The organism is Argonema galeatum A003/A1, assembly GCF_023333595.1.
GTDB classification, from domain to species: Bacteria; Cyanobacteriota; Cyanobacteriia; order Cyanobacteriales; family Aerosakkonemataceae; genus Argonema; species Argonema galeatum.
The window spans coordinates 1-15,648 of record NZ_JAIQZM010000067.1; the positions used below are offsets into that span (position 1 = coordinate 1).

Here is a 15,648-nt window from a genome sequence, read left to right on the forward strand (position 1 = left end):
AGTATTCCTATTCTCGCGCCTAGTTCCAGAAACATTTGAATTTTTTCTCTAATTTTTTTGACTCTATCTGTCCGGGATTTAATCTCTACAACCAAGTCAGGAACTAGCTCACCAAAAGCACGAGGACTTTGCCGCAATCTTTCAGCACAAACGAAGGAGATATCTGGAGCGCGTAAGTCTTGATTTGAGAGGATAAAACCACCGCTGGAATCAAATACTCTCCCTAATTTTCTTGGTTCAATCCAGGCGAACAAAAAGGAAATCAACCGAGCGGTAATCTCGCTTGATACGATATCTGATGGCCCCATGATAACAATGTTTCCCTCTTGCAACTCTATTTGATAGTCTTCATATTCTGGTGAAAGTTGCGCTTGGAATTTTTCCAAATCCTGGATGGTTAAAGACATCGCAATTCTCCTTGGATATCCGAATCGTAGACATAATCCATAGCACCATCATTCTGAAAATTACCTGCTCCACAAGTTCCCATTCTGTTTATTTTTCCAATTTAATCAAATACAGGAGGCCATAATTCAGAAATGGCTAATTCCCAACCGGGAAATAATTCTGGAATAGTGAGGATATCTTCATTATTAAATACTGTTGGTTCGCCACTCGCTCGATAGACAGTAACTGTCAGCTTATCTGGGTCAATCAGTATTCCTATTCTCGCGCCTAGTTCCAGAAACATTTGAATTTTTTCTCTAATTTTTTTGACTCTATCTGTCCGGGATTTAATCTCTACAACCAAGTCAGGAACTAGCTCACCAAAAGCACGAGGACTTTGCCGCAATCTTTCAGCACAAACGAAGGAGATATCTGGAGCGCGTAAGTCTTTATTTGACAGAATAAAACCACCGCTGGAATCAAATACTCGCCCCAGATTATGGGGAACAACCCAATTCATCAATAACCAGCCAAAGCGTATCCCAATTTCGCTAGATACGATATCTGATGGCCCCATGATAACAATGTTTCCCTCTTGCAACTCTATTTGATAATCTTCATATTCTGGTGAAAGTTGCGCTTGGAATTTTTCCAAATCCCGGACAGTTAAAGACATCGTAATTCTCCTTGGATATCCGAATCGTAGACATAATCCATAGCACCATCATTCTGAAAATTACCTGCTCCACAAGTTCCCATTCTGTTTATTTTTCCAATTTAATCAAATACAGGAGGCCATAATTCAGAAATGGCTAATTCCCAACCGGGAAATAATTCTGGAATAGTGAGGATATCTTCATTATTAAATACTGTTGGTTCGCTCCCAGAACGATAGAGAGTTACTGTCAGCTTATCTGGGTCAATTAGTATTCCTATTCTCGCGCCTAGTTCCAGAAACATTTGAATTTTTTCTCTAATTTTTTTGACTCTATCTGTCCGGGATTTAATCTCTACAACCAAGTCAGGAACTAACTCACCAAAAGCACGAGGACTTTGGCGCAATCTTTCGGCACAAACGAAGGAGATATCTGGAGCGCGTAAGTCTTGATTTGAGAGGATAAAACCACCGCTGGAATCAAATACTCGGCCTAGTTTTCTTGGTTCAATCCAAGCAAACAAAAAAGCGCTCAAACGAATACCAATCTCACTAGATACGATATCTGATGGCCCCATGATAACAATGTTTCCCTCTTGCAACTCTATTTGATAGTCGTCATACTCTGATGAAAGTTGCGCTTGGAATTTTTCCAAATCCCGGACAGTTAAAGACATCGCAATTCTCCTTGGATATCCGAACATAAGGCTATCCTATCCCGAATAACTTAGCTACCCCACTGGAAGATAGCTGCACCCCAAGTTAAACCAGCGCCAAAACCGGCGGCGGCGATCGTATCACCGGGTTTAATTTTGCCTTGACGAACGGCTTCATCTAGAGCTATGGGAATAGAAGCGGCAGAGGTATTGCCATAATTCGCGAGATTGCTAATCACTTTCTCGGCGGGAATATGCAGGCGATCGGCTACAGCATCCAGAATGCGTTGATTAGCTTGATGTAAGAGGAGCCAGTCTACTTGGTCAACGGTGATATTTGCCCGAAATAAAGCTTTTTGAATGACTTCTGGGACTTTTTTAACGGCAAAGCGATAGACTTCTTGGCCGTTCATAGTGATGGGCTGATAACCGCCTTGGCCGATCGCAACTCCGTCAATCAGTTCTTTGGGCGAACCCTGATAGTTCAAATTGAGGCAGTTATTTTGGGTGCCATCGCTCCTGATTTCAAATCCCAGAAAGCGATCGCATTCCGAAGCCTGCATAACCACAGCCCCAGCGCCATCACCGAATAGTATGCAGGTACGGCGATCGGACCAATCTACCCAGCGAGAGAGAATATCGGCACCGATCAGCAAAACATTGCGGTAGACGCCAGTGCGGATGAACTGCGCCGCCGTCACCATGCCAAAAACGAAACCAGAGCAAGCAGCAGTGAGGTCAAATGCCACTGCTTGCCTTGCTCCCAGTTGGGCCCCAATTTGACTGGCGCTGCCAAAAAGGTCATCTGCGGTGGAAGTGGCGAGAATAATCAGATCCAAATCCTCCGCAGCTATGCCAGCCATTGCGATCGCTTCTTTAGCAGCGGCGGTAGCAAGTCCGCTCAGAGAGTCAGATGCCCCCGCCAGATGCCGCTGACGAATCCCAGTTCGTGTAGCGATCCACTCATCCGATGTTTCCACCAGTTGAGCGAGTCCCTGATTATCGAGGTAAGGCGTCGGTGTCGCCGCACCGCTGCCCGTAATAGCAATACCTAACCCTGATTCTTGCAACATTACTCGACCTCAGCCGCCGGTGCAGCGGTTTTATGATAACTGGACCCAATCCGTTCCAGTACCTGGTTATCGATCGCTTCTTTAGCCAAGCGAATCGCATTAAAAATCGAAGGAGCTTGAGAACTGCCGTGGCTGATAATGCAGACTCCGGCAACGCCCAAAAGCAAACCCCCTCCGTGTTCGGCGTGGTCTATACGCTGCTTAATCCGCTTCAGGTTTGGTTTGAGCAAAGCCGTGCCCAACTGTCCCTGCAGTCCTTGAGGCAACTCCTCCTTGAGGATTTGCAGCACTATCTCACCCACAGCTTCGGCAAATTTCAACAAGACATTGCCCACAAAGCCATCGCAAACGATGACATCATAGCGACCTGAGAGGACATCCCGGCCTTCTGCATTGCCGATGAAAGAAATTTTCCCATTATCTTGCAGCATCTGGTGAGTGCGGACTGCCAAGTCGTTACCTTTGGAAGGTTCCTCGCCGATATTGAGTAATCCCACTTTCGGCTCCGGCACTCCCAGCACGTACTGGCTGTAAATCGCCCCCATGACGGCAAACTGCTCCAAAAACTTGGGACGGCAGTCCACATTTGCGCCAACATCCAGCAGCAGCACCCACTTGCCAGCGAGCATCGTCGGAAAAACCGCGCCAATTGCTGGGCGATCGATCCCCCGCAGTCTCCCCAAGCGCAGCAGCGCAGCTGCCATTGCCGCCCCGGAGTGTCCGGCTGAAACCACTGCATCAGCCCGTTTTTGCTTCACCAAATCCATAGCGACGTTGATAGAAGCTTTGGGCTTACGTTTTAAACCACTTAAGGGCTCCTCGTGCATTTCAATTGTGCCTTCAGCAGGCACAATTTCTAGAGGAAAAGAATTTGTGTGTTGCCCCAGAATAGCTTCAATTTGAGGCTTATCCCCCACCAGCAACACTTCCACGCCCAATTCTTCCCTTGCCCTGAGTGCCCCAGCGATGATTTCGGCGGGAGCGTGATCCCCACCCATCGCGTCAATTGCAATCCGTGCGCGAGTCGATCCCATTGATCAATGTGATAGAAACCTCAAAAATTCTACCACCTTCTAAAAACGCGACTTAGGTATTTCCACAATTGGCAGAGGGGCAGAGAGAAGAGGGGCTAGGGGCTAGGGGCTAGGGGCTAGGGAAGAGGAAAGAGGGAAGAGGGAAAGACAACCGGGCAGAGAAACACAGATTCTTCTATCGGTACATCCGTGCCTATCCGTGTCGTGCGAGTCGTATCTTGTACTGCGATTCATGTACTAAACCGGGTTTTGAGGCGCAAAGAATGGATATTATTACTCACTGGGATTGCGATCGGTGATTGGGAAAATTGCAAATTTAAATAAAATATGAAATCTAAAATCTAAAATTTCCAATTTCCCAGTCCCCAGTTCCCGATCGAATGTAGATGAGAGACAAAAATGCTGGAATTATTTAGCACTGGGTTAATGTCTGTATGGCTGAATATGGCTGGAATGCGCCGCTCCGAGCAGGATGCCTTTGAGGCACTGACATCGCCCGGTACGTCCGCATTTGTGCTGCCAGCTGTTCCTGAACCGGAAACGGCAACTACGTTGGAGCAATATCTGAAGGAACTGTCTAAAAAAGGTTCGGTGACGAATGTTCAGGGGGTGTGGATTCAGTCGGGGCCAGCGCTGCTGTCCAGTAACCAGGGTACTGTGCCGCTGCCAGCTGCCTCTTTGACGAAGATTGCTACATCTTTAGCATCACTTTCTACCTGGACTCCTTCACACCAGTTTGAGACGCTTTTTAGCACCACAGGGCCGATAAAAAATGGTGTGTTGCAGGGTGATTTGGTGGTCACCGCCAGTGGCGATCCGTTATTCGTTTGGGAGGAGGCGATCGCAGTGGGCAACGCGCTGGGCCGTCTGGGTATCAAGCGCGTTACTGGCAATTTGGTGATTAAGGGCAATTTTTATATGAATTACAACTCTAATCCAGCTCTGGCGGGTCAGATGCTCAAACAAACATTGAACGCCCCCACTTGGTCGAAGGATACTAGCTTCCGATATTATTTGTCGATGCCCAAGGGTACGCCAAAACCCCAAATAGCGATCGCAGGTGGTGTGAAATTGCTTTCTGGCAAAACTTCCCCAGGGCAACGTGACAGTTCTCAACAAATCTTATTATTGCGTCACCGCTCTCTCACTTTGGCTCAAATCTTAAAGTACATGAACATTTACAGCAACAATGAAATGGCTGAGATGTTGGCTACTTCTGTGGGAGGATCTCAAGTTGTGCGATCGCTTGCTGCTGAGGCAGCTGAGGTTCCTCAGTCGGAAATTCATCTGGTGAATGGGTCTGGGTTGGGAGTGGACAATCGCATTTCCCCAAGAGCTGTCTGCGCTATGTTACAGGCGATTCAACACAAGTTGCAACCTCTAGGATTAACTATTGGCGACTTATTTCCAGTTTCCGGTCGCGATCGTCTTGGTACGTTGGTACACCGGCACATTCCATCTGCTGCGGTTGTAAAAACGGGTACCCTACGCGATGTGAGTGCGCTGGCGGGAGTGATTCCCACGCGCGATCGCGGTCTGGTTTGGTTTGCTATCATCAACCGAGGCAACGATGTCCCAAGTCTTCGCGTCGGACAAGATCGATTTCTGCAAATTTTGTTGCAGCAGTGGGGCGCAGCATCAATTCCACCAACAGTCGTTCTCCCCAGTCCCGCTAGCTATGGCGATGCTAGTCGTTTGGGAGCTACTGTTCGCAATCAAATCCTTTTTGGAGGCTAGTCCCGCTACGCGGAAGTCAAAAGTCAAAAGTCACGGTTGCCTCTGTAGTATATGAGCGATATCCAGAAATTGTCTGTTGCTATCGTTGGTTAAATTTTAACCGCAGATGAAGAGGGATGAACGCAGATGAACGCAGATATGAAAATGCGAATTGTTAGGCAACCGATGCGTAAGGAACCGATATTATTAGTATGATTTTTGAGTTGAGAAACTCTTTTCAATTAGCGTCCGCTCTCCTCACAGAATCCCACAAATCGCCCATGCCACAATTTTCCGTTTTCGGTTAATCCTTGCGATCGCACTACAATCTTCACTTTTCCCGGATTGGCGGCATGACGACGGGCGATTTCTTGCATATCTTCTTGAGAAAATCCCGTTCCTACCGACCCCATCGTTACTAATTTACCTTCAATATCTTGAGCTACCATTATGGCGCTGAAAGGTCGTCCGACAACTTTTGTGAGAGTTAATTCAGTGATCGCCAAGTCTAATTCCAAGCAATACTTTGTCCGTACCATTGGAAATGTGCGGGTATCTTTGCCACCAACATAAGTACAATCATGTTGTATCCAAACTTCTCCTTCTCGTTCCAAAGACTCCTGCGTTTGAGCTAGCAATGTTTTCTCTTCAAAAGTACGCGCAGTAGGGACGATTTCAAATGCTTCAATCGCTGGTAAGTACTCCCTTAGTCGTTCTGCTGCTTCAATCCGTTCTGCTTCACTCATCACAGTCAGATCCCGTCCCTCAAATAGCAAAGCTTTGAAAATGGCGTACACTGGCGTTGGTTGAGTAGTTGCTGCTCCCTGATTGATGTTAACAGTAGCAGCTTGAGCGCCAGTGCGGTGTTCGCTTCCAGTTACCGATCGATAGTACAGTTCCCCATCTAAAATAAACGTTCCTTTTTTGTTAGCAACATCAAGTAATGTTTGATTAATCTCAATTGAGGGCTGTTCCCTCATATTTGTGGAGCGCGACTGATAGTAAATGCGATCGGATGTAGCAACTAAGACTACTCTATTCCCATCCCTTTTGGGCTGACCCCAGTAGCGCGGATCGTTAATGTAGTAGGTGCGATCGAACGGTGCATCTACTGGTTGCATAGTAACAATGCGCCCCGGTTGCAAATGAGGGGGTAATTCTGCGACAACAAGTGTATTAACGACTGTCTTACTTCTGCTGCTTGTAGGGTCAGGAATTGCCTTTAAAGCCCCCGAATCTGGGGGGTGTTGAGCTTCCTGTTCCCCCCATATTTGGGGGGCTAGGGGGGCCTGATTTCCTGTTTCCATCTCAAACGCTTTCTTCCAAAAACCCTGTGCCATGAGAGGATAACCTTCTGATTCAGCACATAGTGCCAAATTCACTATTTTCGGCACAGCAATACCCCTGCCATAATCTGCAAGATATTGAATTGCTCCAGCCTCGCCCATCGCCTGCAATTCCCTCTTTAGGATGCGATTGTTCCATCGTTCCCGAATCTCCGAGGGGATTTTCTTTTTGGCATTTCGTTTAGATTCGATGTACTCGGTGATGTTCATTTTGCATCAAAAGTTATGCTAATTTTAAACATTCCTTATAGGATGTTTTAAAAGTTGCTTGCGATACACCACCCCTTTGGAGATTCCCCTAAATCCCCCTTTAAAAAGGGGACTTTAGAAGCTCTCTTGTCCCACCCTTTTTAAGGGGGGCTAGGGGGGATCGTCTGATACTTCTCAAACATTCCTTAGTTTCCCACAATCCTTCACGGAATTATTTCTGTGTAGACTCTACCGCCGTCACTACCACCGCTAATCACAATTGTTTGATCTTTTAGTTGCCCAACGGCTTTGGGGCCGGTTAAAGTCAAGGGCGGGTCAACCTGTTTGTAGAACACATTGCCTACAGCCTCAAATGACTCGGTAGGAAGAAACCACGTCATTCGATCGGTCCGCATTTGAGATGGCGGGCGCTTTCCCACACCGTAAACATTGCCGTTCAAATAAGCGATTTTAGGTTCCAAATCGACTCGACCTTTATTAGCAGTCATGGTTACTTGCTGTACGCGATGAAAAATTCGCACAGGGTTATCCGAAACTACTGTTTTGGCTTCAACATTCCAAACTACTAAATCGCTAGAAATCTGGAGGGGTGGATCTAACACATTCAATTGACCATTTTTTCTCAGTGTCGCTATTTTAGTTTTGAGGTCAACTTCTCCTGTATCGCCTACGCCACGATCTGCGATCGCAGTACCAACGTATCGGTCAATTTGGACGGGCCGATCGCTAAACATTTTTTCCTTTTCCATCTCCCAAATCAAATGCTCCGTCCTCATTTGCAAGATTGGTTGTTTGGAAATAGCCACCACTTTACCGATTAATTCTATTCGCTTTGCCCGACTAAATGCTCGCGCTTCTTGTGCTGTTACATCGACTTGTTTGTGGGTGCCAGTCAATTGATTGCGGACAATCAAAATATCTTCTTGGGGACGCCATTCCAATTCATTACCGCGCAACACCACTCCATTCTGAATATCGGTGGCGACAATGTTGCCTTTGAGAAAAACTTTCTGGCCATCCTCATGCACCTCTCCCTGCTGTCCGGTAATGTGATAAAGCAACTTTCCATCTTGGAACAAGTCACCAATCGGAGTTTCGATTTCTGCAATCTTATTGTTATTGCTATATACAGCTTGCTTCGCCTTAATTTTCCATATAGGATTTCCTTGCTCATCAGTTTGATCCAGACTAACAGCATTGAAGCTAAAACCGCCAGCAAGGCTTTTTCCCGTCGCACTATCTTGAGCCAATTGACTATCTTGAGCCAGTTTTTTCGCTGTGCGGCCATCGCCACGGCAAGCTTCTACGCCCAACAGTAGCAGTAACAAAACCAGGTTTAGCGGGACTATTTTGCCCAGATGAATTATCCTCAAAGCTGCCCCTCTTTTTCCGATATTTTTACCCTAGATGTAGGGGCAATTTATGAATTGCCCCTACACCTAGAAGCAATTTTTAGTCGTTATCCTTGTGATCTTCCATCAAACCAATGGCAGAAAACGGACGATAGGTATAACCCTGACGAGGAGTTTTTTGGATATCTTCCTTAATATTTTCCAAGTCAATGTAACGGTCTGCTACATTGATCAAACTATCGCTCGTCATGGAGCGCAGACTCACTACTTCCACGCGAACGCCGCGATAACTGACTGAATCCACTGCGTAAGCAAGATCCCCATCGCCGCTGACCAAAACAGCGGTGTCGTAAGAGCCTACCAAAGCCATCATGTCTACGGCTATTTCCACGTCTAGGTTAGCCTTTTTGGAACCATCCGGCAGTTGTACGAGGTCTTTGGCAATCACTCGGTAACCGTTGCGGCGCATCCACAAGAGAAAACCCTGCTGCTTTTCGTTGGTTCGATCGACCCCAGTATAGAAGAAAGAACGCAGCAGTCGAGAGCCAGCCGTTAATCGGCACAGCAACTTGGTGTAGTCTATTTCCATTCCCAGTTGCAATGCAGCATAAAACAAATTCGAGCCATCAATAAAAATCGCTACGCGACCGCGATTTTCTAGAACTTGCTCTGGCGTGAATACTGAATCTCTTTCCAAATTATTGAACATGATTGTTATGCCTCTTTTTTTATTTAATCAATCAATTGATGCTATCTTTTCAGATTTATAGCATCTCCAATAGCTCGATCTTTTCTAAGCCGAACCCGTTTCCGGCAGTTCTAGTCGCCCAAACACCGGGCGGGGTTCGCCTAAAGTCTGGCTATTAGGTAGAATTCCCCAATTAGCATGGATAATGAAAGCTGCTGAAACATTAGTTTGTGTTTTGTCATTAAAGTTCGTATCAAAACCTAATTGCTGGTAAATGTCATTGCTGATATTAGGGATAATGGGCGAGAGGAGATAGGCGGCCAGACGCACCGATTCTAAAACAGCGTAAAGCACTTGCTCGACTGCCTGCTGGTTTCCCTGCTTGTACAACTTCCAAGGCGCTTGCTCGTCAATGTATTTGTTGCCGCTGCGAATCAAGGTGAGAACGGCTTCCGTGGCGTTGCTAAAAGCGAGGTTTTCGTAAGCTTGAGCGACTCGCGATCCCAAGTCGCTGCCAATGGCTTTCAGGGGATTATCTGGGGGAATGTCTTTGCCACTGATAGGAGGCACTTTGTCGCCGCAGTACCTACGCGCCATACTCAGCGTTCGATTGAGCAAGTTGCCCAAATCGTTGGCCAGGTCAGCATTGAGTATGGGAATAAACCGCTCTTTTTCGTTAAAATCCCCATCTCGGCCAAATTCAATTTCTTTCATGAAGTAGTAGCGAACTGCATCTGCGCCGTAGCGGTTGACTAACGCCACGGGATCGATGATGTTGCCAAGACTTTTGCTCATTTTCTGTCCGTTCATGGTTAAGAAGCCATGTCCAAACACCCTGTCTGGTATTGGCACACCAGCGGACATCAGCATAGCAGGCCAGTAAACGGCATGAAAGCGTAAGATATCTTTGCCAATTAGGTGCAAGTTAATCGGCCACCATTTGGATAAAGCATTCTCCAAGGTTGGTTCGGTATCCGGATCGAGCAGGGCTGTAACGTAGCCTAGTAGGGCGTCAAACCATACGTAGATGGTATGACTGGGGTCAATTGGCATCGGGAAGCCCCAGTCCACGTTTACCCGCGAAATGGAGAAGTCCTGGAGTCCTTGACTGACGAAACTAAGTACTTCGTTGCGGCGGCTTGAGGGCCCAATAAAATCGGGTCTTGTTTGATAAAGTTCTTCTAGCTGGCTTTGGTATTTGGAGAGACGAAAGAAGTAGTTTTGCTCGTCTCTCCACTCTACTTCTTTGTTTGGGTGCAAGGAGCAGCGGCGTTTTTCTAGAAGTTCGCGTTCTTCTTTAAATTCTTCGCAGGAGACGCAGTACCAGCCTTTTTGCTGGCTTAGGTAGATGTCGCCAGATTCCCACACGCGCTGGAAAAATTCTTTGACAATAGCTTCGTGGTTTTTAGCGGTGGTGCGGATAAACCTGTCGTACTGGATGTCGAGTTGTTGCCAAAGTGCCTGAAATCCGGCGGCAATTTCGTCGCAGTGTGCTTGAGGCTCTAGCCCGCGAGCTTCTGCGGTGCGCTCAATTTTCTGCCCGTGTTCGTCAGTTCCGGTGATTAAGAGGACGGATTTGCCGCGCATTCTTTCAAATCGGGCTATTACATCCGCTGCGATCGTTGTATAAGCGCTACCAATATGAGGTAAGTCGTTTACGTAGTACAGCGGTGTTGTAAGAGCAAAAGTGTTTTTATTTTTATCGATAGAATTCATGGGAAGAAGCAAAGTAATATTCTAAAACTGTTTCTAATCATACATGAGAGACTTCAATAACTCATTTAATTTGTTTTTTTTATAAGCCCTATAAAAAAAACTTACTGCTGTAATAATAGGGTTAAGATTCACCTTCTAGCCCTAATCGAACATAAAAACTATTTCTAAAATCCAAGGTTGAGGTGTCTCTACCCTGGGATATTTGTCGCAGCTACTACAATAAAGTTAACAATTATTTAAGAGGAATGTGTTCCCTATTGCCATTAATGTCACTAACCCATGTATTCTGATAGTCCACGGCTGATTTCTCACTCGTTTCTGGCTGCCACCGGCACGCGGCTGTTTCTGCATCATGAGGATCGCATCCCTCAATGTGGGCCGGTGCTATTGGTGAGCAATCATCGCAGCTTTATGGATGCACCGCTGCTGATGGCGTCTGTAGGACGTACAATTCGTTTTGCTTGCCATCATTACATGGGCCAAGTGCCGGTGATGCGGGAGATTGTGACAAGGTTAGGGTGCTTCCCGTTGGAGGAACCAGAACATCGGCAACAGCATTTTTTCCATCAGGCGATACGGCTATTGCAGGCGCAGCAGGTGGTGGGGGTGTTTCCAGAAGGAGCGCAACCGATGGTGGAATTTAGCGAGCCTGAGAAAATGGGGAAGTTTCAAAGGGGATTTGCTCATCTGGCGTTGCGGGCGACGGTGCCGGATTTGGTGGTTTTGCCGGTGGCGATCGCTTCTGTTGAGGAGAGCGTCAACTCAGCAGTCCCGCTGAAGCTGCTGAGCTTATTTGACCCATCAGAGCCGTTGTTCGATCGATCGGGCTGGCATCCGCTGGTAGTATATCGCCGGGTGAATGTTTCGATCGGTCGTCCTTGTTGGATAAGTGCCTCCCAGCGGGAATACTATCATGGGAAACAGGCAAAAGCAGTCGTTGCTGAAATCACGCAGTACTGTCAGACTGAAATTGCCGAACTGCTCCGTCAGGGATGTTATTCAGGTTGAATTAGTTGTTTAACGATGCCACAGATAAAAAGTCATCCTTGTTTCTTGACTCCGAAACAAATTAAGCCAGAGTGTCCGCTGTTTGTGTTTCTGCCTGGAATGGATGGTACGGGTAAGCTATTGCGATCGCAAACTGCTGGTTTAGAAGCAGGGTTTGATATCCGCTGTTTGGCGATACCAGCCGACGATCTGACTAGCTGGGATGTTCTGACGGACAAGGTTGTAGGGCTGATAGAAGCAGAAATAAAGCAAGACCCCAAGCGATCGGTTTATTTGTGCGGCGAGTCGTTTGGTGGTTGTTTGGCGATCGAAGTGGCGCTGCGAGCTACTAAACTTTTTGAGCGGCTGATTTTAGTCAATCCGGCTTCTTCCATCAGTCGTCGTCCTTGGATGTATTTTGGCATCCCGCTGACTCAAATTGTGCCAGAGTACTTTTATCAGTTCGGCTCGATGGTGGGTTTGCCGGTTTTGGCGGCTTTGGGACGGATTGCACCAAGCGATCGCCAAGCCCTGATGGAAGCTGTGCAGATGGTACCCCAGAAAACCGCTGTTTGGCGACTGTCTTTGCTCAGAGAGTTTAACGTTGAGGATATCGAGTTAAATCGCATCACCCAACCCGTGCTGATTGTTGCTGGTGCTTCCGATCGTCTCCTGCCGTCTGTGACTGAAGCCGAACGCCTAGCAAACAGCCTACCTAACGCTCAAACGGTGGTGCTACCGGAAAGCGGTCACGCCTGCCTTCTAGAGAAAGATGTCAACCTCTACCAAATTATGAAGGATTGCAAGTTTTTACCTAGTCGGGACAAGGGTTTCGGGACTTTCTCATTGCCAAAACATCAGCCTGTCAGTTCATTGGTGTGAAAAATTTTATGCGATCGCTACACAAATACAATTAAATTTGCTAAGATAGCAATTCGACGGGCGACTAGCTCAATGGTAGAGCAGCAGACTCTTAATCTGGTGGTTCGGGGTTCGAGCCCCCGGTCGCCCATCAAAATAAATCCCTGGAATCCTTATAATAACTGGATTTCAGGGATTTTGGTTTGGGGCGCTGCCCGATCGTAGGTTTTGGTTTTGAGGTGCATTGAGGTGCAATTGAGGTGCAATTGAGGTGCAATTGAGGTGCAGATTATAAATCTGGCACATCACACACTTTAACGAGTCCCGCATAGGACTGCCAGATAACCTGCGAACTGTTCCCAACCCACTCAGCCACTTGGGTAACAGGAATATTCGCCTCTAAACACAAAGTAATGAAGGTGTGCCGGGTATTGTACTGTTTCCGGTAGGCGATCGGCAAACTACCCAAAATTGTTTTCCAAGCTTTGTTAAGAAAATTATGGCCGTCGATCGCTATGCCGGTAGGGGATTCAAAAACCAAGTTTTCCGGCATTGGGTTGGCTGGCAGGCATTCCATTAACAAAGATTTCAGTTTGCCGTTTATCGGGAATCTGCGAATTTTACCCGTTTTTGTCCCCTTCCGTTTCTTGTCAACTAGTGCCTCCGAAAAAGTGATAACGCTGAGGTCGGGGGAAATGTGCTTCCATTGGAGACCGATCGCCTCGCTTGTCCGGGCACCAGTTAAAAAGAGAAATTTTACGAAGGGCGCGTAGTGAGCATAATACCTGTCTGCCTCGAATGCCGTAATAATTTGGTCGCGCTCTACTTTCGTAAATGGGTTTATGCTGGCGGTTTTTTTGCCGCCCTTAACCCGTGGCATTCCTTCAAATGGGTTGGCGGTCATCAGTTCTTCTTGAACAGCCCATTCACAACAGGCCGACAAGTACATCAAGATTCTTTTAGCAGATGCCGCTGATAAATTTTCGATTAAATACTTCCTGATTAATCGGGCGTCTTTTAGTCGTTGACTAGGAAGCTTAGCGATATGTCGGGCTACTCGCTTAAACTCCCTGTCCATTGTGCTTGCGGCTAGGGTGCGAGACTTGTGAATTTCATATTGCTCCCATAATTTCCCCAGCAGAGGAGCGGTGTTGACGGCTGCGACTGGCGATCGGTAACGCTGGAGGCTAATATCGAATTTGTCAAATGCAATGTCTGCTTCTATAATCCTGGCTTTAACCGAAGCGGCTTCTCTGTTGATGGCAGTGTCAGGGAGTCCAAGGTAAAGACGCTTTTGTTCTCCGCCGTATAAATGCCGGGGCAAACGCAACCGTAACATCCCTCGGTGAGCTTCAACTGTCACGCTTCCTTTAGGGTTTTTGGTCGTGCTGTTCTTCATCGTTCAATTGGCCTACATATCTAACATTGGTTCCATCAAAAGGCACTAACTTGACTCTGATATCAGTCATTAAGGTTCTCGCTTTCTTACTTTGCTAAAGGTATTGTTAATTGTGACGATCGCAGCGGCTTCAAGCCCCTCGGCGGCGCTCCTTTATAAAATCGCTCGTGATGCCCGTGAGTTGGGTGAACATGAGGCTCATCGCCAACCAAGCAGGGATAAGCTACTTGATTGCACCAGGCAAAAACAGACCGATCGCTTAAATTTCGGGCGTGCTTCTCGGCGACTCGGTGCAATCGAATCAAACTGAAATTCTCCAGGAAATCACCCATTCCCTCTAACCCCAGGGCCTTAACATTCCCGCTCTGAGAACAGAAGATGGGCAGCTTGTTGAACTTTCTGGCTTCCGATCCGTACCGCAGTAGAAAGCGATCGGCTACATCAGTCCCCTGCTGTTTACACCACGCCCGAACACCGGGCCACTCGTCAGCAATAATACAAAGTGCAGTTTTATCTCTGTTATCTAGGAGTCCTAGCAGCAGTTCTAACTGCTCTGCTATCACTGGATAATCGCGAATCACGTGCAACCCCGACCAGTTGGTATTTTCTGGATCGTCGTGCGGGTCTAGTACTAAAATCTGTCCCCCCATCTCACTCGCTAAGAGTTTCGCAAGGCACGTTTTCCCGCTGCCAGAATTTCCTAAAAGTCCAATGCCGGTGCTTTCTTCGATCACCTCGGAGGTGTCAAAGTTTTTCACCGTTGCCGATGGCGATGGCTCTGAGAAATTTGAGGGTGGCAGCGCTGGTTGAACTGGTTGAAGTAACACTGGAGCCTTGGCGATCCGACTTAGCTGCATTCCACATTCGGCTGCTTCCATCCGAGCCAAGACCGAGGCGATCGCCTTCTTCTCTCTGCTACTTTTGAAAGTGAACTTGCAGAGTAATGCGCTGCCCAGCGCATCCACGCAAAGTAGAATCCTCCCTTTTGCTGGCATCCCAGGGGAGATTGAGGCTCCCACTGCGATCGCAGTATTGAACAGAAAGAAAGTCCCGGCGATTTCCGAAAGCCAACGCCACCGGCGCAAACAATCACCCAATCTTGCACCAGTGGCAGAGATAGCAGCATCCTTCTCTGCCATACCTGCTAGTTGGCGAATTACTTCAGCATCCAGGGCTGAGTGCATATCTTTGGCAATGCCCTCAGCCAGCTTACCTACTGCACCTGAATAGCGCAATCCTAAAGCGTGTTTGAGTTTTTTCTGGGTCATAATTCCGTTACCTTCAACACCTCCAGCCATTCAACACGGATGTTGTTGGCGCACAGCTGCTCAACTAACAAAGCTTCTAGTTCGTGTTTTTTGAGAGGGTGGTTACTGTCAATTTGGGTTTCGTTTTCTTCTGGCTTTGCACCCAGCTGACCGGAATCCCGGAAAAGTACCCAGTAGGAATGCTTATATCTCATCGACAATTTCCCCTTCTAAGTAATAGAGAGCGTCTGAATCACCGAGGCTAGCGACGTTTTCAACAATTGAGGTGCCTGAAAATCCGGCTAGAAATTTCCCAAAAAT

At 47.3% G+C, this 15,648-nt stretch carries 15 protein-coding genes and 1 tRNA gene; 4 read left to right on the forward strand and 12 right to left on the reverse strand.

What is annotated here, in order from left to right:
* From LAY41_RS31205 to plsX, 5 genes are all read right to left on the reverse strand, one after another.
* On the reverse strand, positions 1 to 407 hold a 407-nt coding region (locus tag LAY41_RS31205; protein ID WP_249106466.1), incomplete at its 3' end, for a Uma2 family endonuclease.
* 101 nt (positions 408 to 508) lie between these two features.
* Positions 509 to 1,063: a Uma2 family endonuclease gene (locus tag LAY41_RS31210; protein WP_249106475.1), complete on the reverse strand. Its 555-nt coding sequence runs from the start codon at positions 1,061 to 1,063 to the stop codon at positions 509 to 511.
* A 101-nt stretch (positions 1,064 to 1,164) separates the two neighbouring features.
* Positions 1,165 to 1,719 carry a Uma2 family endonuclease gene (locus LAY41_RS31215; RefSeq protein ID WP_249106477.1) on the reverse strand — a complete coding sequence of 185 codons (555 nt, stop codon included), beginning with the start codon at positions 1,717 to 1,719 and terminating at the stop codon, positions 1,165 to 1,167.
* A 50-nt stretch (positions 1,720 to 1,769) separates the two neighbouring features.
* Complete coding sequence (locus LAY41_RS31220; RefSeq protein ID WP_249106479.1) at positions 1,770 to 2,771, reverse strand: beta-ketoacyl-ACP synthase 3; 1,002 nt, start codon at positions 2,769 to 2,771, stop codon at positions 1,770 to 1,772.
* Positions 2,771 to 3,805 carry a phosphate acyltransferase PlsX gene (gene plsX / locus LAY41_RS31225; RefSeq protein ID WP_249106481.1) on the reverse strand — a complete coding sequence of 345 codons (1,035 nt, stop codon included), beginning with the start codon at positions 3,803 to 3,805 and terminating at the stop codon, positions 2,771 to 2,773. Before plsX ends, LAY41_RS31220 begins: the two co-directional genes overlap by 1 nt.
* 399 nt (positions 3,806 to 4,204) lie before the next feature.
* Here plsX and LAY41_RS31230 point away from each other — a divergent pair, with 399 nt between their 5' ends.
* A complete protein-coding gene (locus tag LAY41_RS31230; protein ID WP_249106483.1) occupies positions 4,205 to 5,542 on the forward strand; it encodes a D-alanyl-D-alanine carboxypeptidase in 1,338 nt (445 codons plus the stop codon).
* Between the two features lie 221 nt (positions 5,543 to 5,763).
* On the opposite strand, the gene LAY41_RS31235 is transcribed toward LAY41_RS31230, so the two are convergent.
* From LAY41_RS31235 to metG, 4 genes are all read right to left on the reverse strand, one after another.
* Positions 5,764 to 7,077 carry an ATP-dependent DNA ligase gene (locus LAY41_RS31235; protein WP_249106484.1) on the reverse strand — a complete coding sequence of 438 codons (1,314 nt, stop codon included), beginning with the start codon at positions 7,075 to 7,077 and terminating at the stop codon, positions 5,764 to 5,766.
* Positions 7,078 to 7,280: 203 nt separating this feature from the next.
* Positions 7,281 to 8,405 carry an LPS export ABC transporter periplasmic protein LptC gene (gene lptC / locus LAY41_RS31240; protein ID WP_249106485.1) on the reverse strand — a complete coding sequence of 375 codons (1,125 nt, stop codon included), beginning with the start codon at positions 8,403 to 8,405 and terminating at the stop codon, positions 7,281 to 7,283.
* A 124-nt stretch (positions 8,406 to 8,529) separates the two neighbouring features.
* Positions 8,530 to 9,138, reverse strand: a complete 609-nt coding sequence (locus LAY41_RS31245) for a LabA-like NYN domain-containing protein (RefSeq protein WP_249106486.1) — start codon at positions 9,136 to 9,138, stop codon at positions 8,530 to 8,532.
* Between the two features lie 84 nt (positions 9,139 to 9,222).
* Positions 9,223 to 10,833, reverse strand: a complete 1,611-nt coding sequence (gene metG, locus LAY41_RS31250) for a methionine--tRNA ligase (RefSeq protein ID WP_249106487.1) — start codon at positions 10,831 to 10,833, stop codon at positions 9,223 to 9,225.
* Positions 10,834 to 11,112: 279 nt separating this feature from the next.
* On the opposite strand from metG, the gene LAY41_RS31255 reads away from it, so the two are divergent.
* The 3 genes from LAY41_RS31255 to LAY41_RS31265 all read left to right on the forward strand — a co-directional run bounded on the left by LAY41_RS31255 (position 11,113) and on the right by LAY41_RS31265 (position 12,832).
* Entirely contained in the window at positions 11,113 to 11,841 is a 729-nt protein-coding gene (locus tag LAY41_RS31255; protein WP_249106489.1) for a lysophospholipid acyltransferase family protein, read from the forward strand.
* Between the two features lie 15 nt (positions 11,842 to 11,856).
* On the forward strand, positions 11,857 to 12,702 hold the full coding sequence (locus LAY41_RS31260; protein WP_249106493.1) for an alpha/beta fold hydrolase: 846 nt from the start codon (positions 11,857 to 11,859) through the stop codon (positions 12,700 to 12,702).
* 58 nt (positions 12,703 to 12,760) lie between these two features.
* A tRNA-Lys gene (locus LAY41_RS31265) sits at positions 12,761 to 12,832 on the forward strand.
* A gap of 138 nt (positions 12,833 to 12,970) precedes the next feature.
* Here the strand turns inward: LAY41_RS31265 and LAY41_RS31270 are convergent.
* From LAY41_RS31270 to LAY41_RS31280, 3 genes are all read right to left on the reverse strand, one after another.
* Entirely contained in the window at positions 12,971 to 14,044 is a 1,074-nt protein-coding gene (locus LAY41_RS31270; protein ID WP_249106494.1) for a tyrosine-type recombinase/integrase, read from the reverse strand.
* Positions 14,045 to 14,166: 122 nt separating this feature from the next.
* Positions 14,167 to 15,348: a helicase HerA domain-containing protein gene (locus LAY41_RS31275; protein WP_249106497.1), complete on the reverse strand. Its 1,182-nt coding sequence runs from the start codon at positions 15,346 to 15,348 to the stop codon at positions 14,167 to 14,169.
* Positions 15,345 to 15,542, reverse strand: coding sequence for a hypothetical protein (locus tag LAY41_RS31280; RefSeq protein WP_249106499.1), 198 nt, complete (start codon positions 15,540 to 15,542; stop codon positions 15,345 to 15,347). Before LAY41_RS31280 ends, LAY41_RS31275 begins: the two co-directional genes overlap by 4 nt.
* Positions 15,543 to 15,648: the final 106 nt, after the last annotated feature.